Below are 26505 nucleotides of genomic sequence, written 5' to 3'. Positions count from 1 at the left end.
CCTTTCACAGCCAATGACCGCCACATTCTCATAGCCACTAAATACAACCTCTAAATTCACGCCCGAACATTAATTTAAAAAAAATGCAGGGAGAAGACGATTTAAGAGGTTTAGCCAAGATTATGGCTTTTATGCGTGCAGTAAGTATCCTTTTGGTACTGATGCATCTTTATTGGTTTTGTTATGGTTTCTTTTTAGAACGTGGCTGGACACTGGAAATCATCAATAAGATATTAGGCAATTTTGACCGAACGGCAGGACTGTTTTCGCATACTCTTTACACGAAAGTTTTTGCAATTGTACTGCTGGCTTTGAGTTGCCTCGGAACCAAAGGCGTAAAGAACGAGAAGATAACCTGGACTAAAATATATGTGGCTTTAGGAATTGGTTCTGTACTGTTTTTTCTCAATACACCACTATTAAAACTTTCGCCAATTGTTGGCACGTTCTTTTACATCCTTACACTTGGTCTGGGTTACATCGCTTTGCTGATGGCCGGGGTATGGATGCACCGCTTGTTAAACAACAATCTAATGGACGATGTTTTCAATAACGAGAACGAAAGTTTTCAGCAGGAAACCAAACTGATGGAAAACGAATATTCTGTCAATCTTCCTACAAAGTTTTATTATAAGAACAAATGGAATAATGGCTGGATAAACATCGTCAATCCTTTTCGGGCAACGATTGTTTTAGGAACACCCGGCTCCGGAAAATCGTATGCCATTGTAAACAATTACATCAAGCAGCAGATTGAGAAAGGTTTCTCAATGTACATCTACGATTTCAAGTTTGACGACCTTTCAACCATTGCCTACAATCATTTACTGAAGCACAGGGATAAGTATAAAGTACAGCCACAATTTTACGTCATCAATTTTGATGATCCACGTAAGAGCCATCGTTGCAACCCGCTTAACCCTGATTTTATGACCGATATTTCTGATGCCTACGAAGCAGCATATACCATAATGCTTAATCTTAACCGAAGCTGGATACAGAAGCAAGGAGATTTCTTCGTAGAATCTCCAATTATCTTATTAGCTGCTATCATTTGGTATTTAAAAATTTATGATAATGGCAAGTATTGTACATTCCCACACGCCATTGAATTGCTGAACAAAAAATATTCGGACGTGTTTACGATTTTAACGTCATATCCTGATTTGGAAAATTATTTATCTCCCTTTATGGATGCCTGGCAAGGCGGAGCACAAGACCAGCTTCAGGGACAGATTGCATCGGCTAAAATTCCGTTATCAAGAATGATTTCACCAAGTTTGTACTGGGTAATGACCGGAGATGATTTTTCATTGGACATCAACAATCCGAAAGAACCGAAGATTTTGTGCGTGGGTAATAACCCCGACCGACAAAATATTTACTCGGCAGCTTTGGGTTTATACAATTCGAGAATTGTAAAGCTCATCAACAAAAAAGGACAGCTTAAAAGTTCGGTAATCATAGATGAGCTGCCCACAATTTACTTCAGGGGACTGGACAATCTTATCGCCACAGCGAGAAGTAACAAGGTCGCAGTTTGCCTGGGATTTCAGGACTTTAGTCAGCTAACAAGGGATTACGGCGATAAGGAAAGTAAAGTAATTCAGAACACGGTAGGTAATATTTTTTCCGGTCAGGTAGTTGGAGAAACAGCCAAAAGCCTATCGGAACGTTTCGGGAAAGTATTGCAGAAACGTCAGAGTATGACCATTAACCGCAATGATAAATCTACTTCTATATCCACACAGTTGGACAGCCTTATTCCGGCTTCCAAAATTTCAACGCTCACACAGGGTATGTTTGTAGGTTCAGTATCGGATAACTTCGATGAACGTATCGACCAAAAAATCTTTCACGCTGAAATCGTAGTAGATAATGAGAAAGTAGCCGCAGAAACGAAAGCCTATCAAAAGATACCGCAAATTCTATCCTTTGTTGATGAACAGGGTGAGGATAAGATGAAACAGCATATAGAAGGCAATTACAGACAGATAAAATCGGATATTCTGCATATAGTGGAAAATGAATTGGAACGAATCAAGAACGATCCGGATTTACAGCATTTGGTGCAAGAGTAATTCTATGTTACATAAAAATCACTAATACTGATTATTTATCTCGAAACAGGGAATTTAGATGTATTAATTTTTGTAACTATGATACACGTTGACTTTGAAGCACAATACCGTCACTCAGCAGACTAAGTTCTGATTACAGGCAGTATCAGTCTATTTTCTCCTGATTCATATTTCACAACATTCACCTAAAAGGCAATTCAATAATACTATTGAGTTGCCTTTTTTTATTGCCACCCGTTTCTTAATGTTGTTGTTTTACATTAATTCCTTGCTCAAGGAATTTAATAAGCTAAAAATTCAATTAAGTGTTATTTTTAAGGCTTATTGTTAACTTAATTTTTACGTATATAAAATCACACAAAATCTTTATAAATATATGATTATAAATTATTTTATTATTTAGTCTAAATAATAATTGATATGTTTTTCTAAATTCTTATGAATTATTTTTGGCTAAATAATAATAATTATATTTCTTTGATTAAGGAAATATAAATAAAATTAGTCGCTATTAAAACATCTATGATTATGATTAACCAAAAGACATCCGTATTACTTTTTTACTTCGTTATCTCATTTCTCAGTATAAACATTGCTTCTGCACAGCAGCAAACTCTTAAGGGAAAAGTTGTAAATAAAGACAAGTTGCCTGTGGAGTTTGTTCATGCCACTTTGTTGAAAAATGATACCGTTTTTGTTGAAAGAATAGCTACTGATAGTTTGGGTACTTTCTTGTTTAAAGCCGAGAAAGGTAATTATAGGTTGATTTTGGAGCAATTCGGAACTGAATACTTTAACCAGCACCTGGTACTTAATCAAGATATAGATCTGGGAGAAATTGAGATTGACGAATCTGTAATATTGGAAGAGATTGTTGTGAGCTCTTATAGAAAACTCATTAAACGAGAAGTAGATCGTTTAGTATTTGATGTTGGGAACTCACCACATCATGAAGGCACTAATCTTACAGAGATTTTGAAAATTACTCCTGGAGTTTCTGTGGTTAATAATAATGTATCAATAATTGGAAAGAGCGAAACTCAAATAATGATTAATAATAGATTAACAACGATTCCAAGTGGTGGTCTCACAAATTTTTTAAACTCTATTTCATCTGATGATATAAAAACAATAGAAGTAATTACAAATCCACCTTCTCAATATGATTCGGAAGGAAACTACGGTCTTATTAATATTATTTATAAAAAACGGGAAAATTTATGGAGTAGCAGATTGCATAGTGCATATACACAAACTACTTATTCTGCAATTTCAGGTGGTGGAAACCTCGCTTATTATAAGAACAATCTTTCTATAACTTTAGATATAAACGGAAAAAAAGGATATGAAGGAGTAAGAGAAAGTTCAATAATAGAATACCCCTCTCAGCTATGGAATGGAATAACAACGAGAAAAGATAGAAAAGATTACCTTTCTTCAAGATTATCGCTACAGTATGACGCCACAGATAAAATTACGATAGGAGGGCAATATGTTGGTGGGATTGCAACCCCGAACATTAAAGATAACAGCAGAACGCAAATAACAAACACTTTTAGTGAGTTAGATTCACTTGTACTTGCAGGAGGTAATAATATAAGAGAGAATTTCAATCATTCCTTAAATGCTTTTACCATTATAAAAATGGACACTTTGGGAAGAACATTAAATATTGACCTTGATTATTTAAAGTTCGATGAAAAACAGAATAGAGACTTTCATACAAGGACAATACTTGCAGACGGTAATGAGGGAGATAATTTCTCTATCTCTAACAACTATAGTCATCAAGATATAAATATCTATAGTATTAAGGCAGATTTTGTACATCCTATAAAACAGTTCAGTATAAATTATGGTGGGAAAATAAGTTATATTGATAACAATAATTCTATTTCATTTACTGATTTAACAACTGGTACACCGATTTCAGGCTTAAACCAAAGTGATAGATTCCAATATAAAGAAAACACTCAATCACTTTATTTTTCGATTGCTCATAAATTAAATAGTGTGTGGAACTTTAAAGCAGGGATGCGTTACGAAAACACTAATACTGAAGGAGTTTCCATTACCTTAAACCAAACTAATAAAAACCATTATTATAAGTTCTTTCCGTCATTATACACTACATATACACCAAATAATAACAACACCTATTCTTTTAGTTATGGGAAGAGAATCCAAAGACCAAGATTTTGGGAAATCAATCCATTTCGGTGGTATGTAAATGATTATTATTACTCGGAAGGGAACCCTTTTCTACAACCAGCTTTTGTTGATAATTTTGAATTAAACCATATCTATAAAGGGGTTTTAACTACCATATTATTTATGTCTATAACAGACAATGGGTTTGGTCAAATGCCTCTGATTGATCCAAATACAAATGTTGTGACTTTAACAAGACAGAATTATTTTAAAAAATATAATTATGGGATAGGTGTCGTTTACCAATACCAAAAATCTACATGGTTTAATAGCTTTTTACATACACAAGTATATTATTCTGATACAGAATTTAACAATGATATAGATGAATCTCTTATAGGAAATGAACAAAATGGGTTTACATATACATTAACTAATAACAATTCATTCATACTAAATAAAAGTAAGACGTTGTTCGCAGATTTAAGTCTTTGGTATAGCTCGCCCAACAACTCGGGACTACATAGACAAGAAAGTAGATATTCAGCAAGCTTAGGCGTGAGAGCTCTATTTATGGACAAGAAGTTGCAGATTGCTGCCAATGTTTATGATATTTTCAAAACCAGTAATCCTGATATAATCACAACCTATAACGGAGGATTAAGAAGGATTGCCAATGTTTATAATGACAATAGATATTTTAATCTATCTGTTTCGTACAATTTTGGTAATCAGAAAATAAGAAGTGTGAAGCGACAAGGAGGAAATGATGAAGAAAGTAGAAGGTTATAAAATATTGAAGAACTTATAGCTATAAGTAGAAATGGCGGAAACCGAAAAGCCAAAAACGAGTAGGTGTTATAATAAAAATTCAATTTCAATGGACAAAAAAGTTGAAAAAAGTTTCGAAAGCCTTGCAAAAAAGATGAATGGCTTAACGGAAAACGAATTGGGTAAGTTAAAAGGCGGTATCTCTGTTGTACAAGGCGGGAGTGGTTCTACAATCGTAGGGACTAACACTAGCGTTTGTGTAAATAATGGAGATTGTTCTGGCGAAACAAACTCTGGAACTTGCCATAATTTCCCAGGGCTAAAACCGTAAGGTTTGTAGTTCTCTTGATTAGTTTTATTGGCGGAGACCGAAAAGCCAGCAACGAGTAGGTTTAATCATTAAAAAGTATCTATTATGAAAGTAGAAAATAGTTTTAAAAAACTTGCCGAAAAAATGGAAAATTTGAAAGAAAATGAAATGGGCAAGTTAAAAGGTGGTATCTCTGTTGTCGCAACAGGAACAAACCCTACATTAGGTAATAATACAGGAACTTGTATTAATCATGGAACTTGCAATGACGTTAATGATGGTCTTTGTTTTAACAACAAGAGCAACTGTCCAATTACAGTTGGATAAAATTTCAATTTCGTTAAACTACAAACAAACTCTATGTGATTGTAAAAATCACATAGAGTTTTATTAACACCACAATTTATTATGAAAAGTAGTCAATTTAATACCAGTTTCTTTTACAACGACAAATGGGTTGTTTACAACTCTCTATCAAATAAATTCCTTCTTTTGGAGCCATTAGTGCATGATTTATTTCAGGCGGCTGCAACAGAGGATAAGCTAAACGAAATCCCACAATATCATGAAGAACTATATGATATTTTAATTGAAAACGGTTTAATTGTAGAGAAAGAAAGTAATGAAGTTCAATTAGTAAAAGATTTAAGAGAAGAAATAGATTTAAATGATAACCATTTCCATCTAACAATAAATCCAACAATGAATTGTAATTTTAAATGTTGGTATTGTTACGAGAGTCATATAAAAAACTCAATCTTAGATAACAAACAACTAGAAAGAATTATATCTCTGATCGACAAAAGAGTTCATAATTCTCTCGAATCATTTACAATATCTTGGTTTGGTGGAGAGCCCTTATTATATTATAAGAAGAATGTACTCCCCATTATTAAATATGCTTACGAAATATGTAAAAAGAGAAAAGTTCAATTCTTTTGCACTTTTACAACAAATGGCTACCTTATCAATGATGAGATGATTTGTGATTTCAAAAATTATGGAGTTAATGGATTTCAGATTACTTTAGATGGTAATGAAGAGGAACATAATAAGGTTAGATATGTACATCAAAACAAAGGTTCATACAAAGAGATTTTGGAGAATATTTTTAAATTATGCATTAATGATTTTCATGTTTCTCTACGTATAAATTATACAAAGGATAAATTACATACCGTATCTGATATTTATAATGATGTTCTTTTTTTGGAATCCTCTGCAAGAAAAAATATGAGAGTTGATTTTCAAAGAGTATGGCAGACAGAAGACACAAAAGAAAGTCGCGAAGAAGTTTTAAGCTTAATGAATATGTTTTCAACTGCTGGATTTAAAGTAAGTTCTGTTATTAGTAATGTAGATTACGTAAGAAATTCTTGCTATGCAGATAAAAAGAACCATGCTACTATAAATTATGATGGAAATGTGTTTAAGTGTACCGCTAGGAACTTTGATGAAAATGACAAAGAAGGAATTCTTAATGAAAATGGAGATATTGAATGGAATGATAAATATTATAAAAGAATTGATGTTAAATTTAAAAACCCTCCCTGTTTATCGTGTAGATTATTGCCAATCTGCAATGGTGGATGTAGCCAACAAGCATTAGAACATTCTAAAGAGTACTGTATGTATGATTTTGACGAAGAAAGGAAGACAGAGGTTATAAAAAATAAGTTTCTATTAATGCTAAATAATATAGAGGTTGATGAAATTTATTCCACAACATGATCAAATGGACTGCGGACCAGCTTGTTTAGCAATGGTGGCGTCAAAATACAAGAAAAAGTACCCTCTCGACTATTTAAGAGAAATTTCATTTATTTCGCGTGAAGGAGTATCTCTATTAGGTATAAGTGAAGCATCTAAAAAAATTGGTTTTGATACATTTTCTGCAAAATTAACAACACAAGAATTATTTGAACAAAAAAAGCTGTTTCCTTGTATATTACATTGGAATCAAAATCATTTTGTTGTCTTAAAAAAGATTACGAAGGATTGGTACTCAGACAGTTTTTACTATCACATAGCAGATCCTTCTCACGGAATCATTAAGCTTTCTGAAAAGGATTTCAAAAAGTCTTGGATTTCAGAAGAGAATCAAGGCATTGGATTATTTTTAAACCCAAATGAAGAATTTTATTCAATAGTACCTCCCAAACAGGCTGAAATCAAACTTAGAGAAATTTTAGGTTATCTAAAACCATATAAAAAGAGAATTTCTATCCTCGTTGTTTTACTATTATTAGGAAGTGGTGTTTCACTTATTTTTCCATTTCTTACACAAACTTTAATAGACAAAGGAGTAAATGGAAAAGATTTCAATGTAATTACACTGATTTTACTTGCTCAATTAAGTTTATATATCGGAAATATTACAATTGATATTATCAGGAATAGGATAATGCTGTATATAGGAACAAATGTAAGTATTGCCATTATATCTGATTTTCTGTCAAAGGTTTTGAAGCTTCCACTTAAATTTTTTGATACAAAAATGAAGGGGGACTTTAATCAAAGAATACAAGATAATGAGCGTATCGAAGGATTTCTAACATCACAAAGTTTAATTACTTTCTTTTCGATGATTACTTTCCTTGTGTTTTTTGGAGTACTTTGGACTTATAATGTAGGCATTATGCTTACTTATACTTTTCTCACTGTTATCTCTCTTATGTGGTCAATTTATTGGTTAAAGAAGAGAAAATCTTTAGATTATTTTCGCTTTCAGCAAAGAGGTGAAAACCAAGAAAGTATTTATGAAATAATTAATGGTGTAACAGAAATGAAAATTAATCATTTTGAAGAATTTAAAAGAAAAGAATGGGAAAAGATTCAACATAGGCTATTTAAAATTAATATACGTATTTTAAAAATAGATCAATTACAACTTTCTGGATTTGAATTTTTAAATCAAATTAAGAATATTTTAGTGACATTTATAGCCGCCACATTAGTAGTAAAAGATACGATATCGTTAGGACAATTATTAGCTGTTTCTTTTATTATTGGTCAATTAAATTCTCCGATAAATCAACTTGTTACTTTCTTTCGTTCACTACAAGATGCCAAGCTAAGCCTTTCCAGACTCAACGAAGTGCAAAACCATCCAGAAGAAGAACAAGAAGAATTAAAACCCTTGAATATTAAATCTGGATATCTTTCAAATGGAACATTGAAAGGCATTAAACTCGATAATATTTCTTTTCAGTATGAGGGACCAAAATCCCCTTTTGTTCTAAAGGATATAAAATTATCTATCCCCGAAGGCAAAGTTACAGCCGTTGTGGGAGCAAGCGGCAGCGGTAAAACTACCCTTATGAAACTGCTTTTAAGATTTTATGATCCTTCAAATGGAATAATAACCTACAATGGTGATGATATACTTACTTTATCCCCGAAAAGTATTCGTGAAAACTGCGGTGTGGTCATGCAAGACGGTTATATCTTTTCTGATACCATAGAGCGGAACATTGCTACTGGTGATGAAAATATCGACAGAGAGAAATTAGATCATGCGGTTAAAGTGGCGAACATAGAATCTTTTATAGAAAGTTTGCCTTTAGGATATAATACAAAGATTGGAGCGGCTGGAAACGGCATATCGGGAGGTCAGAAACAGCGTATCCTGATTGCCCGTGCGGTTTACAAGAATCCACACTATATATTCTTTGATGAAGCTACCTCTGCCTTGGATGCGGAAAATGAAAAAATCATTCACGATAATCTTCAGTCCTTCTTTAAAGGTAAAACGGTTTTAATTATTGCTCACCGCCTTTCTACAGTGAAAAACGCAGACCAGATCATTGTACTTAAACACGGTGAAATTGTGGAGCAAGGCAACCATCAGGAACTGGTAGCATTGAAAAACGAATACTACAACTTGGTAAAGAATCAATTGGAGTTAGGCAGTTAGATATTACCCCGAACAGAGATAAATAAAAATATTTCGTGTGGTTTTTCCATATAAAAAATGCTTATTTAACGTTTAAATCAGTAATTTAAGGTTGAATTTTATTTAATTTTATTTCCCCGTAAAAGGAAAATAATATAAATTTATACCTGTTAACTTTTTATAAAACATTAGGCATGGATATTGACTTTACTAAAGCAAGTTTTAAAGATTTTGAAAACATTCCGGATTTTGACATTTTTGAAAGAGCAAAAGCTCACGAGGGATACCTGAACTACCTGCGTGAAAACGAATTTATGAACTACCGTCTGCTTGCCACTTCAGGTTGCGGTCCCGAAATAGAACTGGCGGAAGATGGTTACATCAAGAAAGGAGATTACATCAGTTTTGTCTGCAACGATTATCTGGGCTTTACCCAGCATCCCGAAGTAAAAAAAGCGGTGATTGCCGGTATTGAAAAATATGGAACAGGTGCAGGAGCTTCGCCACTTATTGGTGGCTATTTTGATTACCACAAAGAGCTGGAAGATAAAATATCCGCTTTCTTCAAACGTCCGCAAGGTTCGTCTATTGTATATACTACCGGTTATACGTCAAACAGTGCTTCTCTGCTTTGTCTGCTAAAAAAAGAAGATATTGCCATTGTGGATATGGCTGTGCATTCTTCCGTATATGAAGGTATAATGGGAACTACTGTAAAACGTTTTCTACACAATAATATTGAAAACCTTGAACGTATCCTTGCAGCATCAAAAGATACTTACAGAACCAAGATGGTCATCATAGACGGAGTTTATTCGCAGGATGGCGACATTGCCAAGCTAAAAGAAATATTAGAGATAACACATAAATACGGTGGTGTATTATTGGTAGATGATGCACATGGTATAGGTGTCATAGGAGAAACCGGAAGAGGTGCTATGGAATATTTTGATGTACTGGATCAGGTAGATATCATCACCGGTACATTTAGTAAAACATTTGGTAATGTAGGCGGTTATTTGGTGGCTAATAATCCTGATCTGATTTCTTATTTGCAATTTCAATCACGTCAATATGCCTTTTCAGCATCAGCATCGCCCAACGTAATCGGTGTAAGCCGTGCCATAGACCTGATAGATGAAGAACCACAATGGCAAAAGCAATTATGGGAAAATATTAATTATTATAAAAAAGGACTTTTGGATATTGGTCTGGAAATCGGAGATACCGAATCAGCAATTATTCCGGTAAAAATCGGGGATGTTTATAAAAATAGCCTTGCAGGGAAAATGTTGCTCGAAAATGGTGTCTATACCAATCCTATCATGTATCCCGCAGTATCATTGAAAGATTCACGCATACGGATGAGTCTGATGGCAACCCATACAAAAGAACATCTTGATAAAGCGCTGAATGTATTTGATTATGTCAATAAAAAGTTAGATATTGCAAAGTCTGTATAAAAGAGAAATAATGGGACGAAAGAAAAAAACTGAAATAGAAAATACAGAAGATACAACCCCTAAAACAAGAAAAACCTTATCAGGTCCCCTTCGGGACAAATCCAGAACAATGGCAAGGATGGTAGCTGCCGTAGGGAAAGTAATTCAAAAAAAAGGCTATCCGGGGCTTACTGCTCCCAACATCGCTATTGCTGCTGGTGTGGATAAGAAATTGGTATGGACATATTTTGGTGGAATTGACAATTTGATTGAAGAATACGTTCGTCAGAAAGATTTCTGGAAATTTGCAGCAAAGGGATATATAGATGATTTGTTGAAAAATCCGGAGGATATAGGCAAAAATGAAATTGAAGGTTTATTACAAAATCAGTTAGATGTTCTTTTAAAAGACAAAGTGTTGCAAAAGATTATCCACTGGGAATTAGGTGAAACCAATAAAATGTTACGAAAAATAGCTGACCGACGTGAAGACATTGGTGAACAGTTATTTTCACTTATCATGCCTGATTTTGAGAAATCCAATACTGACCTGAGAGCCCGTTTAGCTTTGCTTATTGGTGGTATCTATTATCTTTCGTTACATGCTAAAACCAATGGTAGTGCATTTTGTGGAATCGACATCAATGAAGATCCCGGAAAGGAACGCATCGAAAATGCCATAAGAGATATTATTTTTGAAGCTTACGAAAAAGCGGGAGTGAATAAATAGATTTAGAAATCCGGCTTTAAAGTCGGATTTTCCTTTTAAACATCAAATATCATACTACAGACACTATTTTAAATGGAAGGAATTATAGGAACAATAGCCAAAGTTGTGATTGGTTTGGTCGCTTTGGAACATCTTTATATTTTGTGGATAGAGATGTTTGCCTGGGAAACAAAAGGCAAAAAAACATTCAAGACGTTACCTCGCCACTTGTTTCACGAAACAAAGGGGTTGGCTGCCAATCAGGGGCTTTATAACGGTTTTCTCGCAGCAGGATTATTGTGGTCGCTTTTAATATCGGATATTGTATGGCAACATAATATTGCTTTGTTTTTTCTGATATGTGTTTTTGTAGCGGGTACTTTTGGAGCCGTTACCGCATCTACTAGTATATTTGTAAAACAGGCATTACCTGCATTAATCGGTATTGTACTCGTACTGTTAAGCTAATCCTTTAATGTAATGATTGTCTTATTATGATAATAATAAATCCTGAGAACACTTTTCCTGTTAAAGATGTTTTGTTCACATTTGCACTGGCATCTGAAGCAGCCGAAGTATTTAATACCTATCCGCATCTGATATGCGGAATCGGTAAAGTAAGTGCCGCTTATGAGCTGATGAAAGCCATACAACAGAAAAGACCTTCGGTAATTATCAATTTGGGTTCTGCCGGAAGTAATCACTTTCAAAAAGGCGATATAGTATGTTGTACAAAATTTGTACAAAGGGATATGGATGTAAGGGGATTAGGATATGTGCAATACGAAACACCTTTGTCCGGATTACCGCCCATTCTTGAATACGGTCTGAAAATGGAGGGATTATCAGAAGGAATTTGTGGTACCGGTGATAGTTTTGAAATGGCACATTCCGAAACAATTTACAACGTTGTGGATATGGAAGCTTATGCATTGGCTTTGGTGGCTATGAAAGAAAGTATTCCTTTTCTTAGCCTTAAATATATTTCTGACGGAGCTGATGACAATGCTGCTGAGGACTGGGCGGTTCAGGTACACAACGCTGCAATTGCATTTGAACAAATACTCAATCTTAATAAGCAGAATGCAGGTGTGTTGCAGGAATAATACAATTTTCTTACAACACACCTCTTGACAAGTGAACACCTTTTGTACGGACAATACTTTCTGAAACCTTTGTAGTCTCTTCTTTTTCGGTTTGCTCTTCTTTGCCTTCAGGAGCAATAGATAACATGATCTTTCTATCCACCGCAGCCAATTCTGTTTTGAGTTCGCTTAGTCGGGTTTCTTTATTCCAAGTGCCGTTTACGATTTCCTGAAGTACAGGAAGATCTTTTTTAAGTTCGGTTATTTTCTTTTGTTCCTGCTCTATATATCCGGGCAGTTTTTCCAATGCCTTTAGAAAATTCATCGCTGCCGTTTCAGGATCTTTTGCCATGATACCGTTGTTATAGGTGTATTTGATATTGCCTTCACCCTGTATCAAAAAACGGTTTACCCGAATATCCACGCCCTCTTTTTCAGAAACTTCGGTTTTGACCAATAATTGAAATCCATACAGACTGCCTATCTCCTGATAATCGCCACCGGTTCGGGCTTTATCCGCTATCTGGTTGAGCTTTGCACCAATCTGTTTTACATCGGCATTTGCCGACAAACCATCTAACTGAACAGGATTGACAATACTGCCGTCCGAATGTTTCTGTATCCGTTGTTCCAGATTATTCCAGTCAAGGCTCATCCGTTCCAATCTCGATTGTGCACCATCAAGCATGGAAGTAACATCCTCCAATTTGTATTTAGAACTGTATTTGGAACGATTGAACGCCTGCTTTTCGCTTTCCAGTCCGGCAATCTGTTTTTCCAATTTTGCTTTTTCCAATAAGTCTGTGTTTCCCGAAAGAATCGCCACGTATTCCGAGAAATTCATTCCGGTTTTTTCGTCCATAGCCCCTTCATCAATGGTACGTTTACCCATACTGTTACTCTTTAGCTGACCGATAAAAACCTGCTTGTTGTATAGTGTATTGAATTTATAGCTGTCCAGTGATTTCTCAACAGCATAGATGAAAATATCCACTTTGTTATCGGCAAAGAATTTCGCAATCTCATTTCCTTTTCGGATAGCCCGTCCGTCCCTTTGGGCAAGGTCTGATGGTCGCCAAGGGATATCAAGGTGATGCACAGCAACGGCACGTTTTTGTGCATTTACACCAGTTCCCAACATTTCCGTAGAACCGAACAGTACTCTGATTTTTCCCTCATTGACATCGCTGATAAGCTGTTTACGCTGTTTCTCGTTTTTGGCTTCCTGAATAAAGCGGACTTCATGTGCGGGGATACCGTGGTCTTCTACAAGCTTGCGTTTAATCTCCGAATACACATTCCATTCGCCCGGCTTGTAGGTGCCGAGATCGGAGAATACGAACTGCGTTCCTTTCTGTGCATTGAACTTGTTGTAGTATTTGGCAATATTGGCGGTACAATGAGAAGCTTTATTGTCGGGATGGTCTTCATACTTACGGTTTATCATCCGCATATCCAGTGACATCTTACGGGCATAATCCGTAGCGATCAGCATCTTTGCCTTTTCTTCACTCTGTGATAATGGTGGTCTTCCCAACAGTTCTGCATTGCCCGTTTTGGCAAACTCCATCAGCTTTTTGATGAATACTTCCTGCTCCGGTGTCGGTGGTATGTTGTAGAGTATCTCATTTTTTTCCGGTCGGTCTATACCAATATCTTTGGCGGTACGGTAATCCGTAATTTCGGAATAGAACTGGGCAAGCTCCGGTACTTTGATAAAAAAGCGGAAACGCTCTTTGGAGACAATATTGTTGGCTACCGAAAATTCATAGTCGGTGGTTTTTCGTGCATAGATCGCTGCCCAGGCGTCAAAGCAATTGATGCCCTGTTTTTCCAATGCCTGTGGTCGCAGGTATTTAAAAAGCAGATACAATTCCGTCAGCGAATTGCTAATAGTAGTACCTGATAGAAAAGTAGCTCCCAAATCCTTTCCAGTTCGTTCCTGAATGGTACGGATGGCAAACAGCAGGTTCATTGCCCTTTGGCTGCCTGCCATATTTCCCAATCCGGCAACCCGATCATGGCGGGTATTGAACATCAGGTTTTTGAAACGGTGGCTTTCATCAACCAACAAATGATCAATGCCCATCATTTTAAAATCAACTACATCATCCTTTCTGTTTTCAATATCGTGTTCGAGTGTTTTCAGTTTTACTTCAAGGTTCTGCTTGCGTATCTGTACGCCTTTAAGCATTCCCCTTGAAATTTCATTGCCCTGTGCTTCAAGAGAAGCAAGGTTGTCTTCCACGTTCTGTAGCTCACCTTCCAATATCTCTTTTTGCATTTCGGGTGATTGGGGGATCATCCCGAACTGATCGTGCGTGAGTATCACGCAATCCCAATCATTATTCTTGATGTCGCCAAAAATCCGTTGTCTTTTCTGTGGGGTAAAATCTTCTTTTCCCGGATAGAGGATTTTAGCATGAGGGTAAGCTTTACGGTATGTTTCCGCTATCTCGTGTACATTAGCTTTCAGTCCTAAAATCATAGGTTTATGTACCATTCCCAACCGCTTCATTTCCTGGGCAGCGGTACACATAATCAGGGTTTTTCCGGCACCTACTTCGTGGTCGCAAATCGCTCCGCCATTCAGTTTTATCATCCATACGGCATCCTTTTGACTTGAATACAGGTCTTCAATGCCCAGACCTTTTCTGTCCAGTCCGGGGAACTCCTGATGACTGCCGTCATATTGCGGACGTACAAAGCAATTGAACGTATCGTTGTATTGGTCTGTCAGACGATTTTTAAACTCATCGTTCTGTGCGTGCAACCAGTCGGTAAAAGCCGTACGGATTTCATCAATCTTGGTATTCGCCATCTGGATGGCTTCCATATCCCGCACCTTGACTTCTTTGTCATCAATCGTAACCTTTTTGGTAATATCAGGTGTGGTATTGACCAAAGCGTGTTTCAGCAAGGCAATACCGTCATAGGTACGGCTTTGCGATTTGATGGCATACTTATCCCAGATGTGGACGTTCTTACTATTGCAATTGATATTGAAATCATCCGTAGTTTCGGAGTAATGGATACGTACATCCGTATCGAACAGATGCGAAGCAAAGCGGGCATAAATCCCTGTCGGTATCCAGCGTTCTCCGAGGTTAAAATCCAGTTCTTCAAATTCGATACGCCTCGGTCGAGCCTCTTCCAAAGCCGAAAGACTTTCCTTTGCTTCTTTGTCTTCAGGATAGTTCTCTACATAGTTGCGTACATCGCTTGCTTTTTCAACCACGTTTCCGGCAATCCATCTTTCGGTTATTTCATAACCTTTCTGCAAAGGATCGTAATAGATACGCCCGTGCAGGGCATTCTTCAGTTCATCAGCAGGCATTCCGCTGATCTCCGACATATAATCCAAATCAACCGTTCCGTATCGGTTGAGCGATGCAGATAAGGCTTCATCGGGATTATCAGTTGCAAGCGTGGTCGTAGAAAAACTTACCGGACGGTGGAATATATCCGATTTGTGTACAACACCGCCTACCACACGTTCCAGGAAAGGAATTTCCTTTCCTGCACTATCGGTTTTGATGAGTTTGATATTATCTGCATTGTTCAGGTTGCCATATTTTTTTACAAAGGCATCGTATAAACTGTTTAACTTGTCTCGTTCTTCCTCCTGTTCAGTTTGCTTTTCAGCTTCTTTATGATAGAGATTAATATACGTATCACGCAGGTTGACATAGGCTTCCATTCTTAATTTTTGGCTTTGCGGTATAGCCAAAGGATGAAACACAGCGTTTTCCCTGTAAACATTTATATTTTTCAGGTAGCCAACCGCCCCTTTGAACGATACCAGGCTATCGTTTCTGTGAAAAGCCTGCAACGGTTCGGTGTATGGTTCGGGTTCTGTTGGTATAACTTGTATGGGGATTTGTTCAGATTTGCCGTTACCGTTCAACCCTGAAAACAGATCGCCTATAACCTCTTGCTGTCCGTTTGAGGGTGTTTCTGCTTTTGGGATATTTTGGTTTGGTGTGTAGGTTTGCTGCATCGTTCCGTTGAACAGATTGCCCTGATAGCTTTTCCTTACCGCTTTCTTTTTGGTAGCTGTTTTCTTTTTGACCGTTGGTGTCGAGGGAACCATTGCAACGGGCTGTGGACTTTCAAAAAGGTCGAACAAATTCAGTTGTACCTCCTGTTGAGGAGCTACATTTTTTGATTGAATTGGTTTAGGTTGTTCCTGCAAAGGTTGCTTTGCAACTTCCGGTTGAATAATTGGTTCAATTTTAGGGGCAGGTAGCGGAACCTTTGCTTGTTGTATTGGAGTGTCCGTTTTTTTACCGTTGTATAAGTCAAGGTTCAGATAGTTCCCGAAATCTTCCCTGAGCAATTTTGTTACATCATCCGCAATACCTTGGGCACCTCCGCTGTGCAGATAGATAGGCTGTTTACGTCCGTACTGGTCTGTACTTTCGATAATCTCATCAAAGACCGTACAAGCTGAGTACATGACCCAGGCGTTTATTTTCCGGTCGTCTTTAGCATCAATGGATTGACAGAAATCTTTTTCGTTTTCGGTGAGCTCTTTTTTGTTCTTATTCTTTTGTAAGATGACCAGATCACTGCCTACTTCGGTTCCGGCATGGTCGGTAAAGAGGTTGCTTGGTAACCGGACAACGGATACCAGATTGTTTTCTTTCATCAGTGCCTCACGTATCGGCTGATTGGCAGGACTGTCCAATACACCCTGCGAAGTGATGAATGCCAGAATACCACCATCACGCAACATATCGCTTCCCTTAAGAAAGAAATAGTTGTGAATGGCTTTTGCTGCTAATGCTTTTGCGGGATCATTTCCTCTTGTATAGGAAAGGTCGAAGACGGAAGCGGTACCAAAAGGAATATTGCTGGTAACCAAATCATAGCTTTCTTTATCTGCTTCAGGTATGTCCTCAAAACCCCGAACGTGTGTATTCACATCCGGGTAAATATGTTTTAGAATTTTTCCAGTAAGCAGGTCTTTTTCATAAGCAGAAATATCCCGTATAGCTCCAAAGCGTTCCTTGAACGTTTCTATAAATGCACCGGCACCGGCAGAAGGTTCCAGCATTTTATTGACGGTAATGCCGTTTTCTTTCATCACATCTGCCAATGCTTTGATCAGTGGCGGAGGTGTGTAAAAAGCGGTAAGTACAGAGTTTCGCATACTGTCCACATAGCGGCGGTATTCTTTTTCGTGTGCTGAATTTTCTCTTAAAAGCTGATGCAATTCTTTTGTAGCTTCAAAGAATTGGTGGTCTGTTTTCCTCCAATTGTTGATGTCTATTTCGTTTGCTACAGGATTCAGAACGAACTTTAGACCGCCAAATCCGCTGTATTGCATCATTAGCAGTCTTTCGCCCGATGTGGGTGTCCGTTTCTCCTTATCAAGTTTAAAAGCTGTTCTTAGGGCATAAATGTTCTGTTGGAGATGGAACTTTTTACTGAAGCCCATTTTCCTCAATCCATATTGCGATGGTTCCTGTTATTTCGGTATAGAGCAGGTCGTACTCTGTGTTATAAGCGAAATCATCGGTTAGTTGATAGTTTTTGAAAACGGGTTCACAGACAGAAAACATTTTCAGGGCAAATGGTCGCAACTCTTCATCTGCCATGATGGTATCGAACTCATTACAAACCACCTGAAATATGGTGTCAAACTTGGAGAAGTGCAAGCCTTCAAAAAGTATGTAATTGGCTATTTCATTACATTGCTCAATGGAGTTTCCTGATTGAAAAGCACCCTCATAAGCATTGGCAGCCCATGAGGAACGCTGGTCTATAAATTTTGTGTCAAAGGCTTTTTCGGGAAAACTGGTATTTAATAATTCCTGTAGTCGTAACTTAAAATACGAAAGGTCTTTTTGCTGTGTATCCATGCTATATTTTGTTTAGAATTTTGATGAAAACCTAAAATTATAGCAACAGATAAGTGCTTCTAAAAAAGTGGTAGTGTTTGGCGTTAAGAGGCAGGATTTGGCGTAAAGAAGTTAAATAACGAGGGATTTAATTTGTATTTTTACTAAAGCAAATTTCAAAAAATATGAAAAACATTTATTTCGCTTTCTTGTCAGCAATTCTTTTTCTGACAAGCTGTTCTAATGCTTCACAGCCAAACGACCCGATTCCGGAACACGAAACTTTTAAAATTCAATCCCAACAAATTGGCGAGGAACGAACCATCAATATATGGACACCTGAAGATTACAAAACAACCTCCGACTCTTTACCGGTTATGTATATGGCTGACGGTGGAATTAAAGAAGATTTTCCGCACATAGCCAACACACTGGCTGAACTTATTAAGGAGAAAAAAATAAAACCACTTATTCTTGTAGGCATTGAGAACACCCAGAGAAGAAGAGATCTGACAGGTTATACCGAAGTGGAAAAAAACAAAGAAATTGCCCCAATTGTGGGAGGTTCGGAAAAATTCAGAGCATTTATAAAAGATGAACTTTTTCCCGAAATCAACAAAAAATACAGAACTACAAGCGAAAAAAGTATCATTGGCGAATCTGCTTCAGGGCTTTTTGTAATGGAAACTTTCTTCCTTACTCCTGAAATGTTTGATAACTATATCGCATTTGACCCTTCACTTTGGTGGAACAATCATTATTTGGTAAGAACAGCAAAAGAGAATTTAACAAAATTTCCTACTACGGGAAAACGAATTTGGTTTGCAGGCTCGAACGCAGAGGATGTTTCGCCTTATACGAAAGAGTTAGCCAGCATTTTTAAAACATAAAATTATCCAAATATCAAATGGAATTATTCTGACGAACCCCAAGAAAAGCATAATACCATTTTCAGGGCAACGAAAGAAAAAGCAATCGTTTGGACTTTGAACCAATAAGCAATGAAAACCAATCCACGGGTGAATAACCGAATTGAATTAATTCTCTATTTTTGTATTGTCAAATTTTAATCCATTATCATAATGAAAGAACTAATCGAAAAAATCAGTACAAGCTTTGAAGCATTAAAAGCTGATGCAGAATTACAGGCAGAAAAAGGAAACAAAGCCGCAGGTACAAGAGCAAGAAAATCATCTTTGGAGCTTGAAAAGCTATTGAAAGAATTTAGAAAGGCGTCTTTAGAAGCATCAAAAGCTTAAAACAATAAACCCTCCAAATTTCGGAGGGTTATTTGTTATGGATTTAAAAGTTGAAGCATTCTGGCTACTTCAATATCCATTCTCGAAAAGGCAAACCATTTTTTGCCAAGGTCTTTGAGTGATGCCCCGATATGATAAAGTTCGGTATCATCAATAATTAAAAAGCGGTCGTGTGCATTGGAGAAAATTTCCACTTCGATAGGTAGATATTGACTATTGTAACGTTGCAAATCAAGCCTTAACTGGTTACTGATATTTTTGGTGTAAATTGTTGCAGTAACATTATCACTACGTTTGCCTAATAAAGTAAGTACCGTATCGTCCACATAATTATCCAAAAGAATAATGGAACTTTTAGCACGTCGGATAATATCGGAAACAAAGGTATAAGCATCAAAAACCTGCCCGTTGTAGAAAACACCTTTTTCGCTGTGAAGCTTGTCGCTTTCCAAAGCCTTAAAGATTTCTTCAAATTTTTGGTCAGATTCTAATTGCCTTAGTTCTATTTTATCCAGGCGATGAAATAAAGCAGCATTACTGATTAGCATTTTTCGCATTTCTACGAAAGCATTCATTATTTCAATACTCACTCTAATAGCAACGGTACTTTTTAGTACACCTGAAAGCATTGCTATTCCTTGTTCCGTAAATACAAAGGGTAAGTATTTTCGGTGCTGACCTCTTCCTGTATTTAAGGTCACAATTTGTGACCTTAAAACTTCCCATTCTTCGGAAGTGAGCTGAAAGCAGAAATTTTTGGGAAAACGTTCTGCATTACGCTTTATTGCTTGGTTGAAAACCTTTGTTTCAACCTGATAGATATTAGCGAGATCGGTATCCAGCATTACTTGTTTTCCTCTGATGCTGTAAATTCTGTTTTCTATATCTTTTTGTGGAATGATACTATTTTCCATTATTTCCGTTTAGATTTATTCTTTTCAAATTCAAAGGAGGTTTTGCAATCCTCATCCAACACGATATAGGCATCGAATTTCTTTCCGGCTTTGCTTTTCATTCCTTTGATAAGGGAAGTTTTTCCATTATTGACAAGTTTTTCAATATCGCCTATACCGATTTGCACACTACATACATTACGAAACTGTACCCAATCACAATTCTCATCTGGGCATTTGACAATCTTATCACGGATAATGAGTTGCTGGCTTTTGCATTTCGGACAAACCAGTTTAGGCAGGTTGTTTTGAGCAATGGAAGTTTGCAATAATTCATCGGTAATAGTGGAAGCATAAGTTTCCATTTCCTTTTGAAACGCACTTGCATCGGTTTCGTTATTTTCTATTTTCTGCAATGCCAGTTCCCATTCGGCAGTCATTGCTACATCGGAAATTTTTCGGTCTTTAACCAATTCATAGACCTGTAACCCTTTTTCGGTTGGGATTAATGATTTTTTATCTCTTTGGATATAATTACGGGTAAACAATGTTTCGATGATGGCTGCTCTGGTAGCCGGAGTACCGATACCTATATGTTGTAAAGCTTTCCGTTCATCTTCTTTTTCGATTTCTTTTCCGGCACTTTCCATAGCTGATAGAAGTCCCGCTTCGGTATAAAGTACTGGCGGTTTGGTTTTCTTTTCAAGAACTGTAGCATCATTTATTTTAAGTTCATCGCCATTTTTCAGTTCGGGTAAGTCTTGAATGGCTTCGGTATCTTCATCAGAAAAACTACCTCTAATGGCTCTCCATCCAGCTTCAATAATCTTACAGCCTTTTGTAGTGAAATCATAATGGGTTACCTGTAAAGCAACATCGGTAATCTCTTTGATACAGGCCCCGGAAAGGGCTTCAAGCAAGCGAAAGGCAATCATATCATAAATTGCATTTTCCTTTACATTTAATGCAGATGGTGTTTTGTCTGTAATTAGTAACCCGTGATGATCAGTTACACGCAAATCATTTACGATACGCTTATTGAAACGTCCCCATTTCATTTTGGTTACAGCTTGTTTGCAAGTTTCCCTGTCTAGCAAGGATCTCACAAGGTTGGGGATTTCTGCCCACATATCTTCAGGAATGTATTTGCTTCCTGTACGTGGATAGGTAATAAACTTCTTTTCGTAAAGGCTTTGAGCAATATTAAGCGTTTCTTCAGCTGACAGGCTCAACTTTTTGTTGGCTTCTTTTTGTAATCCCGTAAGGTCAAATAATAAAGGTGGTTGCTCTGTAATACTTTTGGTTTCTACCGAAGTAACAATAGCCGAATTGCTTCGTAGAATGGATTTCAACGTTTCATTGGCTAATGTTTGATCTTCCCATTTGGTTTGAGAAAGGCTTTTAAAATCTATCAGCTCTTTGTGGTGCAATAGCTGTATCTGCCAGTATTTCTTTACCGAGAAATTTTTGTTTTCCAAGTAACGTTTACATATCAAAGCCAGTGTTGGTGTTTGTACTCTACCAAGAGAATAGATACCATTCCCAGCAGCGATAGAAAGTGCTTGTGTAGCATTGATGCCTACAAGCCAATCGGCACGGCTTCTGCCTTGTGCTGCCTGATACAATCCATCAAATTCTTTTCCGGATTTCAGATTATCAAAGCCTTGTTTGATGGCTTTTTCGGTAAGAGAACTTATCCAAAGTCTTTCAAAAGGTTTATTGGATTTGAAATATTCATAGATATAGCGAAATATGAGTTCGCCTTCACGACCTGCATCGGTAGCTACAATAATGCTATCGCTCTTATTAAAAAGCTGCTCAATAATTTTCAATTGTTTTAATGCTCCTGTATCGGCGGTATAGCTTTTGTCTTTTTTGACTTTACGAACGGTTAGTATAAATGGATTGGGCAATATAGGCAAAGTTTCTTTTTGAAATCCTGAGATTCCATAATCTTCGGGCATTCCTAATCCGATTAAATGACCGAATGCCCATGTAACAAAATAGCCGTTGCCCGTCAGGTAACCGTCCTTTTTATCGGATGCTCCTAACAGGCTGGCTATTTCTCTTGCTACACTAGGTTTTTCTGCAATGATTGTCTTCATATTTGTTTACATTTTTCTTGCTTTGGATTTTGCAGGAGCTTTTGGTTTCTCCTGTTGTTCCTGCTGTTTTTTGTCCTTCGGTGTTTGCTGTCCTTTTTGCAAAGGTTCTTTAAGGTTTTTGGTCGCTTCATTGGTTTTACCTTCAGAATTAACCGCAGTTTGTGTTTTATGGGCTTCGGTAGGTTGTGTACGTTCTTTATACTGGTTAGGAAATTCAAAGCCTGTTTTTCCGCTTTCCTTATTATAAGTGATATAACCGTTATATTCCTTACCTTTTTTATCAACTAAGCCACTGATATAAATCGTTTGACCGTCTTTGAATTTGTTGTATTGCTCATTGTCCAGCTCTTTACCTCTGAATGATTTCGGAGCTTCCTGTGATTGACCTTGCTCTTTAGATTGTGATTGCTGAGTGCCCTCTGTTTGTTTATTTCCTTGGGCTTGTTGATTGGTATTGCTTCTGTCAAACATAAACTCTACATAGCGTTTGTCCGCATTGAACTGTACCGTTGCGTCAAACTCAGTTCCTTTTTTAGAAATCATTCCTTCCAACTGAAGTGGTTTTCCTTCCATCAGCGTTTGCTTCTGGGCATCATCCAATTTTACTCCTTTGATTTCATCTGGAATTTTTATAAAATCTGTACGTAGAGCAACCAATTCATTAGTCAGCCTGTCTACACTGATAATGGAGGGCATCATTTCTCCTGTTTTGGTATTTTTGAGATCAACCACACGTCCCATATTTCCGCTGTCGAGAAGGTTTTTCTTGTCTTCATCGGTAAACTTATGCCCGAAAAATTCAAAGTTTAAGTTGGGTTCTTTACGGATACCGTGTACTGCCGCTACTACTTTTCCTTCCTGATTTGTTTGTAAGGATAAACGAGCATCCGTACGAACAATAGCACCATCAAGGTTCACGCTTACAGGAACCAGTTCGTTGGTTTTATAACCCTTTAATAAAGGATCTAAAAGGTTCATTTTTTCAAGGCGTTCTTTGCCTAATCCAAGATTGTTCATGGTTTCCCAATCGATCTGTTCCGGCTTAAAGCGGTATTCGCTTGTTTCCGGTGTTGTTTGTGATGTTGTTTCCATATTATTTTGATTTTCTTGTTTACTATCCTGTTTCGTTTCTGTTTTCACCTCATGTTCCTTCATTACTTTTTCACCTTCGTGAGTTGGCTTATCTACCTGCTTCTGCATTTCATTTGCCATATCAATAGCGATAGGTGCAGGAACTTTGAAAAAGGAGAAGTTTGTAGGGTTCTTTAACTGGCTGAGAAAATTGGAAAAGAAGTTGGAAAAGAAATCGCCACTTTTGTCTACATGCATAAATTGACTTTGATTCTTTTTGTCAGGATCAACGGTTACCATTTTTCCATTTTCATCGATGCTCTTTACAGCCTGGATTTTCTTTTTCTCTTTATCCAGTACCAGCAGTATGTCCGATAATTGTTCCGGAACGTTCTGTTTGTCTATTGTTTGCTCACTCATTTCTTTAATATTTTGAAGTTCAGTGCCGAAAGTAAAAGAAGTATTGGCTGCTTTGCATCAAGTGGCCGTCAAAGGCAGCATTTGGCGTTCATTGGCGTTCATTTAGTAAAACTTTCTCTAATGAATTGATGTACATCGGATAATTTGTAATACAATTTACCGCTGATAGTATAATAGCGTAGTTTGCCAATTGTACGGTAACGTTGGAGGGAGCGATTACTTATTTTAAGCATCTGCATTAAATCCTGATTATCGAGTAATTCCTCTCCATCAATGCTGTTGCGTTGTTTTTGAAGGTCATCAATGTGTTCGCTAAGCATATCAAAGCGATCCATAATGCGTTCCATCCACGCCAAAAATTCCATTCTATCAATATTCATAGGGATATTCTTTAAGGGTTTATACCTATCTTTTATCTGCCTTTAGTTTTCTGCCTTTCTCGATATAGCTTTTTCCTTTTGCCATAAGCTCCTCAACATATTCATTGCTGCTTTGTATAGCATTGGCATTGAGCATATCCTTTATAGCTCCAATAGTGTAGAAATACTGACCGTAGATTTTTGAATAAGCTATTTCACCTTTGGTACGCATACGCCATAAAGTCTTTTCACTTATATGCAGATATTGGCATACCTCATGGTTGTTAAGCCATAAATCATCATGACTGGTATTCTCTAATCTTTTCAGATACTCGGCAATTGCACCTATACGGCTATTAAGCTGTTTCCATGCTTCCTCTTCGATAGTTATTATTTTCATTTTGCAATAGTTTATCATGGCAAAATTGAAGAGTACTTTTTGAAAAATCGTGCAAGGAAAAGCCAAGTATCAAGCAAGAAATAATGTTAAAAATGAATATTTAACAAATTTTAACTTTTTAATTATCGATTGATATAGAGGTTGTTGAGATTGTATTTATCTCATTTAATAATTTGGATATTGGTAGTATATATCTAACTACTTGGCAAGAAAAAACGGGTGGATTTAAACAAAACCACCCGTTATCTCTGTAAGATATACTTCATTAAGATTCTTTATCCATATATTGCTCAAGAGAATTTTTAAGATGATTCAGAAATGAAGCTCTATCTCCAGCACGGTCCTTCATTCTGTGAAAAGCATGATGAATGTCTCCAAGTTGCACATTGAACAATTCCTGGGCTATTGCACTTAACTTTGTTAAACTAATACGTCCATTTGAAACTGATGCTGAAGCATACAATGCATAAATCAATTCAATAAGGGCACTCTTAGAATCTGTCCAGTGAATATCACTATTATCCAAAATAAGATTTACAGTTGACGGTCCTTCCTGTGCATTGTTGCAAATTTTTGAATTCAAATAAAAGTATAGATTTTCGTTTGCTATGATTCTTGCAGTTTTATAATCATAGTAAGTAGAAAAATGAGTGTCAATCTCAAAAACAAAGCTATTTAGACCATCATAGAAATTTATATTTCCTAATCTGAAGTAAATATTATCTTTATCAACTCTACCTGATTTGTAATACCGATAAAAATCTGATATAAGAATGTGGTCTTTGAATTCTTTATTCAACTTTTTCATTTGGTTTGAATAATAGTTTAAATAAAGATGACCATCACTAACAGGGCAGGTAGTTTCAATTCTTGATACCTTATTGTAATATACAATTTTGCCCAAAATCTGAGGTTTGATTCTTTTGAAGAAATCTATTTCTTCATTTTCTTTAGCGAAACCATGTTTTAATACATCCATCTTTAGTTGACGGAGTAATTCTTGTAGGTAACCTATCATTTTATAACACTCTTCAATAATGTTATCCGTAGATAAGGCAACTTTTCTTTCTTCTTTTTGTATCTGTGACAATACATCTTTGTAAATAAATTTAGCCATGATAAAAACATTTAAGTGAATAATATTTCAAACACTTAACTTAATTTTATTTTCCTTAATTGGAGATATATTTATATGTTTTTTATAACTTTACTATTTTGAATTTTAATCAAAATCAATTTAAACCACAATTATATTTGATTTTAAATGCTTTGTAATTACTTTTCAACATTATGTTTTTAAAACAACAATTCCTCAATCGAGGAATATATTTTAATAAATAATTCTGTCAGTAAAAGACTTATGCTCATAGTAATTCTATACAAACGTTAGTTTTTAGAAATTATATGAATAAATGATGATGGTTTTCGGAATAGAAATAGAGTAATTGAGGAGGGGACATTTTTCCTTGATAAAATGAAAATTCGGATTAATAGAATTTATTCTAAATTTTATATCTTTGTGTACTGATTTACAAGGAAATTGAAAGAGCTCTAATGAATTTAGAACCATTACCAAATCGTTACTGATAGCGATTTTTAATTTCTTAATCTATTATCTATAAGCTACTTTAGCTATTATTAAAGTTTTTTTAATAAAAAAGATAAATTTAAAAGCTATGAAAATCTTAAAATACATTTTCTTTTTTAT

Annotated in this window: 19 protein-coding genes and 1 pseudogene; 12 read left to right on the top strand and 8 right to left on the bottom strand. The window is 36.3% G+C overall.

Features of this window, described 5'->3' with window-relative positions; translation table 11 throughout:
- Window positions 1–83: 83 nt before the first annotated feature.
- From mobC to EG240_RS10490, 10 genes are all read left to right on the top strand, one after another.
- A complete protein-coding gene (gene mobC, locus EG240_RS10530; RefSeq protein ID WP_125019360.1) occupies window positions 84–2081 on the top strand; it encodes a conjugal transfer protein MobC in 1998 nt (665 codons plus the stop codon).
- 528 nt (window positions 2082–2609) lie between these two features.
- The gene (locus EG240_RS10525; protein WP_158612018.1) at window positions 2610–5024 is read left to right on the top strand and encodes a TonB-dependent receptor; all 2415 of its coding nucleotides are present in this window, start codon (window positions 2610–2612) and stop codon (window positions 5022–5024) included.
- Between the two features lie 133 nt (window positions 5025–5157).
- Window positions 5158–5334, top strand: a complete 177-nt coding sequence (locus EG240_RS16500) for a hypothetical protein (RefSeq protein WP_158612017.1) — start codon at window positions 5158–5160, stop codon at window positions 5332–5334.
- Window positions 5335–5418: 84 nt separating this feature from the next.
- On the top strand, window positions 5419–5640 hold the full coding sequence (locus EG240_RS10520) for a hypothetical protein (RefSeq protein ID WP_125019358.1): 222 nt from the start codon (window positions 5419–5421) through the stop codon (window positions 5638–5640).
- An 81-nt stretch (window positions 5641–5721) separates the two neighbouring features.
- Window positions 5722–7044 carry a radical SAM/SPASM domain-containing protein gene (locus EG240_RS10515; RefSeq protein ID WP_125019357.1) on the top strand — a complete coding sequence of 441 codons (1323 nt, stop codon included), beginning with the start codon at window positions 5722–5724 and terminating at the stop codon, window positions 7042–7044.
- 4 nt (window positions 7045–7048) lie between these two features.
- Window positions 7049–9229 carry a peptidase domain-containing ABC transporter gene (locus EG240_RS10510; RefSeq protein WP_235830369.1) on the top strand — a complete coding sequence of 727 codons (2181 nt, stop codon included), beginning with the start codon at window positions 7049–7051 and terminating at the stop codon, window positions 9227–9229.
- A gap of 173 nt (window positions 9230–9402) precedes the next feature.
- Window positions 9403–10671 carry an aminotransferase class I/II-fold pyridoxal phosphate-dependent enzyme gene (locus EG240_RS10505; protein ID WP_125019355.1) on the top strand — a complete coding sequence of 423 codons (1269 nt, stop codon included), beginning with the start codon at window positions 9403–9405 and terminating at the stop codon, window positions 10669–10671.
- A gap of 109 nt (window positions 10672–10780) precedes the next feature.
- Window positions 10781–11380 (top strand): TetR/AcrR family transcriptional regulator, encoded by a 600-nt coding sequence (locus tag EG240_RS10500; protein WP_235830368.1) that lies wholly within the window; start codon window positions 10781–10783, stop codon window positions 11378–11380.
- Window positions 11381–11452: 72 nt separating this feature from the next.
- Complete coding sequence (locus EG240_RS10495; protein ID WP_235830367.1) at window positions 11453–11827, top strand: DUF1304 domain-containing protein; 375 nt, start codon at window positions 11453–11455, stop codon at window positions 11825–11827.
- 26 nt (window positions 11828–11853) lie between these two features.
- On the top strand, window positions 11854–12465 hold the full coding sequence (locus EG240_RS10490) for a 5'-methylthioadenosine/S-adenosylhomocysteine nucleosidase family protein (RefSeq protein ID WP_125019354.1): 612 nt from the start codon (window positions 11854–11856) through the stop codon (window positions 12463–12465).
- A gap of 10 nt (window positions 12466–12475) precedes the next feature.
- On the opposite strand, the gene EG240_RS10485 is transcribed toward EG240_RS10490, so the two are convergent.
- Both EG240_RS10485 and EG240_RS10480 read right to left on the bottom strand, forming a co-directional pair.
- A complete protein-coding gene (locus EG240_RS10485; protein ID WP_125019353.1) occupies window positions 12476–17887 on the bottom strand; it encodes an N-6 DNA methylase in 5412 nt (1803 codons plus the stop codon).
- Window positions 17874–18311, bottom strand: a complete 438-nt coding sequence (locus tag EG240_RS10480; RefSeq protein WP_125019352.1) for a DUF1896 domain-containing protein — start codon at window positions 18309–18311, stop codon at window positions 17874–17876. Before EG240_RS10480 ends, EG240_RS10485 begins: the two co-directional genes overlap by 14 nt.
- Before the next feature lie 164 nt (window positions 18312–18475).
- Here EG240_RS10480 and EG240_RS10475 point away from each other — a divergent pair.
- Both EG240_RS10475 and EG240_RS10470 read left to right on the top strand, forming a co-directional pair.
- Window positions 18476–19288: pseudogene (locus EG240_RS10475) on the top strand (alpha/beta hydrolase).
- Window positions 19289–19372: 84 nt separating this feature from the next.
- Entirely contained in the window at window positions 19373–19549 is a 177-nt protein-coding gene (locus EG240_RS10470) for a histone H1 (protein WP_125019351.1), read from the top strand.
- A 35-nt stretch (window positions 19550–19584) separates the two neighbouring features.
- Here the strand turns inward: EG240_RS10470 and EG240_RS10465 are convergent, their stop codons facing one another.
- The 6 genes from EG240_RS10465 to EG240_RS10440 form a co-directional block, all read right to left on the bottom strand.
- Window positions 19585–20463 (bottom strand): ORF6N domain-containing protein, encoded by an 879-nt coding sequence (locus EG240_RS10465; protein ID WP_125019350.1) that lies wholly within the window; start codon window positions 20461–20463, stop codon window positions 19585–19587.
- Complete coding sequence (locus tag EG240_RS10460) at window positions 20463–22547, bottom strand: type IA DNA topoisomerase (protein ID WP_125019349.1); 2085 nt, start codon at window positions 22545–22547, stop codon at window positions 20463–20465. Before EG240_RS10460 ends, EG240_RS10465 begins: the two co-directional genes overlap by 1 nt.
- 6 nt (window positions 22548–22553) lie before the next feature.
- Entirely contained in the window at window positions 22554–24038 is a 1485-nt protein-coding gene (locus EG240_RS10455; RefSeq protein WP_125019348.1) for a DUF3945 domain-containing protein, read from the bottom strand.
- A gap of 98 nt (window positions 24039–24136) precedes the next feature.
- Entirely contained in the window at window positions 24137–24418 is a 282-nt protein-coding gene (locus EG240_RS10450; RefSeq protein WP_124898923.1) for a helix-turn-helix domain-containing protein, read from the bottom strand.
- A 25-nt stretch (window positions 24419–24443) separates the two neighbouring features.
- Complete coding sequence (locus tag EG240_RS10445) at window positions 24444–24797, bottom strand: helix-turn-helix domain-containing protein (RefSeq protein ID WP_125019347.1); 354 nt, start codon at window positions 24795–24797, stop codon at window positions 24444–24446.
- Window positions 24798–25062: 265 nt separating this feature from the next.
- Window positions 25063–25914: an RteC domain-containing protein gene (locus tag EG240_RS10440; RefSeq protein ID WP_125019346.1), complete on the bottom strand. Its 852-nt coding sequence runs from the start codon at window positions 25912–25914 to the stop codon at window positions 25063–25065.
- Window positions 25915–26505 lie beyond the last annotated feature (591 nt).

It is taken from the genome of Paenimyroides tangerinum (assembly GCF_003865405.1).
GTDB classification, from domain to species: domain Bacteria; phylum Bacteroidota; class Bacteroidia; order Flavobacteriales; family Flavobacteriaceae; genus Flavobacterium; species Flavobacterium tangerinum.
The sequence above is the reverse complement of the archived record's forward strand: the minus strand, read 5'-3'. Positions and strand labels throughout refer to the sequence as shown.

Coding starts and splice junctions, on each gene's coding strand:
- mobC (WP_125019360.1), top strand. CDS start 84: ATGCAGGGAGAAGACGATTTAAGAGGTTTAGCCAAGATTATGGCTTTT.
- EG240_RS10525 (WP_158612018.1), top strand. CDS start 2,610: ATGATTAACCAAAAGACATCCGTATTACTTTTTTACTTCGTTATCTCA.
- EG240_RS16500 (WP_158612017.1), top strand. CDS start 5,158: ATGAATGGCTTAACGGAAAACGAATTGGGTAAGTTAAAAGGCGGTATC.
- EG240_RS10520 (WP_125019358.1), top strand. CDS start 5,419: ATGAAAGTAGAAAATAGTTTTAAAAAACTTGCCGAAAAAATGGAAAAT.
- EG240_RS10515 (WP_125019357.1), top strand. CDS start 5,722: ATGAAAAGTAGTCAATTTAATACCAGTTTCTTTTACAACGACAAATGG.
- EG240_RS10510 (WP_235830369.1), top strand. CDS start 7,049: ATGGACTGCGGACCAGCTTGTTTAGCAATGGTGGCGTCAAAATACAAG.
- EG240_RS10505 (WP_125019355.1), top strand. CDS start 9,403: ATGGATATTGACTTTACTAAAGCAAGTTTTAAAGATTTTGAAAACATT.
- EG240_RS10500 (WP_235830368.1), top strand. CDS start 10,781: ATGGCAAGGATGGTAGCTGCCGTAGGGAAAGTAATTCAAAAAAAAGGC.
- EG240_RS10495 (WP_235830367.1), top strand. CDS start 11,453: ATGGAAGGAATTATAGGAACAATAGCCAAAGTTGTGATTGGTTTGGTC.
- EG240_RS10490 (WP_125019354.1), top strand. CDS start 11,854: ATGATAATAATAAATCCTGAGAACACTTTTCCTGTTAAAGATGTTTTG.
- EG240_RS10485 (WP_125019353.1), bottom strand. CDS start 17,887: ATGGGCTTCAGTAAAAAGTTCCATCTCCAACAGAACATTTATGCCCTA.
- EG240_RS10480 (WP_125019352.1), bottom strand. CDS start 18,311: ATGGATACACAGCAAAAAGACCTTTCGTATTTTAAGTTACGACTACAG.
- EG240_RS10470 (WP_125019351.1), top strand. CDS start 19,373: ATGAAAGAACTAATCGAAAAAATCAGTACAAGCTTTGAAGCATTAAAA.
- EG240_RS10465 (WP_125019350.1), bottom strand. CDS start 20,463: ATGGAAAATAGTATCATTCCACAAAAAGATATAGAAAACAGAATTTAC.
- EG240_RS10460 (WP_125019349.1), bottom strand. CDS start 22,547: ATGAAGACAATCATTGCAGAAAAACCTAGTGTAGCAAGAGAAATAGCC.
- EG240_RS10455 (WP_125019348.1), bottom strand. CDS start 24,038: ATGAGTGAGCAAACAATAGACAAACAGAACGTTCCGGAACAATTATCG.
- EG240_RS10450 (WP_124898923.1), bottom strand. CDS start 24,418: ATGAATATTGATAGAATGGAATTTTTGGCGTGGATGGAACGCATTATG.
- EG240_RS10445 (WP_125019347.1), bottom strand. CDS start 24,797: ATGAAAATAATAACTATCGAAGAGGAAGCATGGAAACAGCTTAATAGC.
- EG240_RS10440 (WP_125019346.1), bottom strand. CDS start 25,914: ATGGCTAAATTTATTTACAAAGATGTATTGTCACAGATACAAAAAGAA.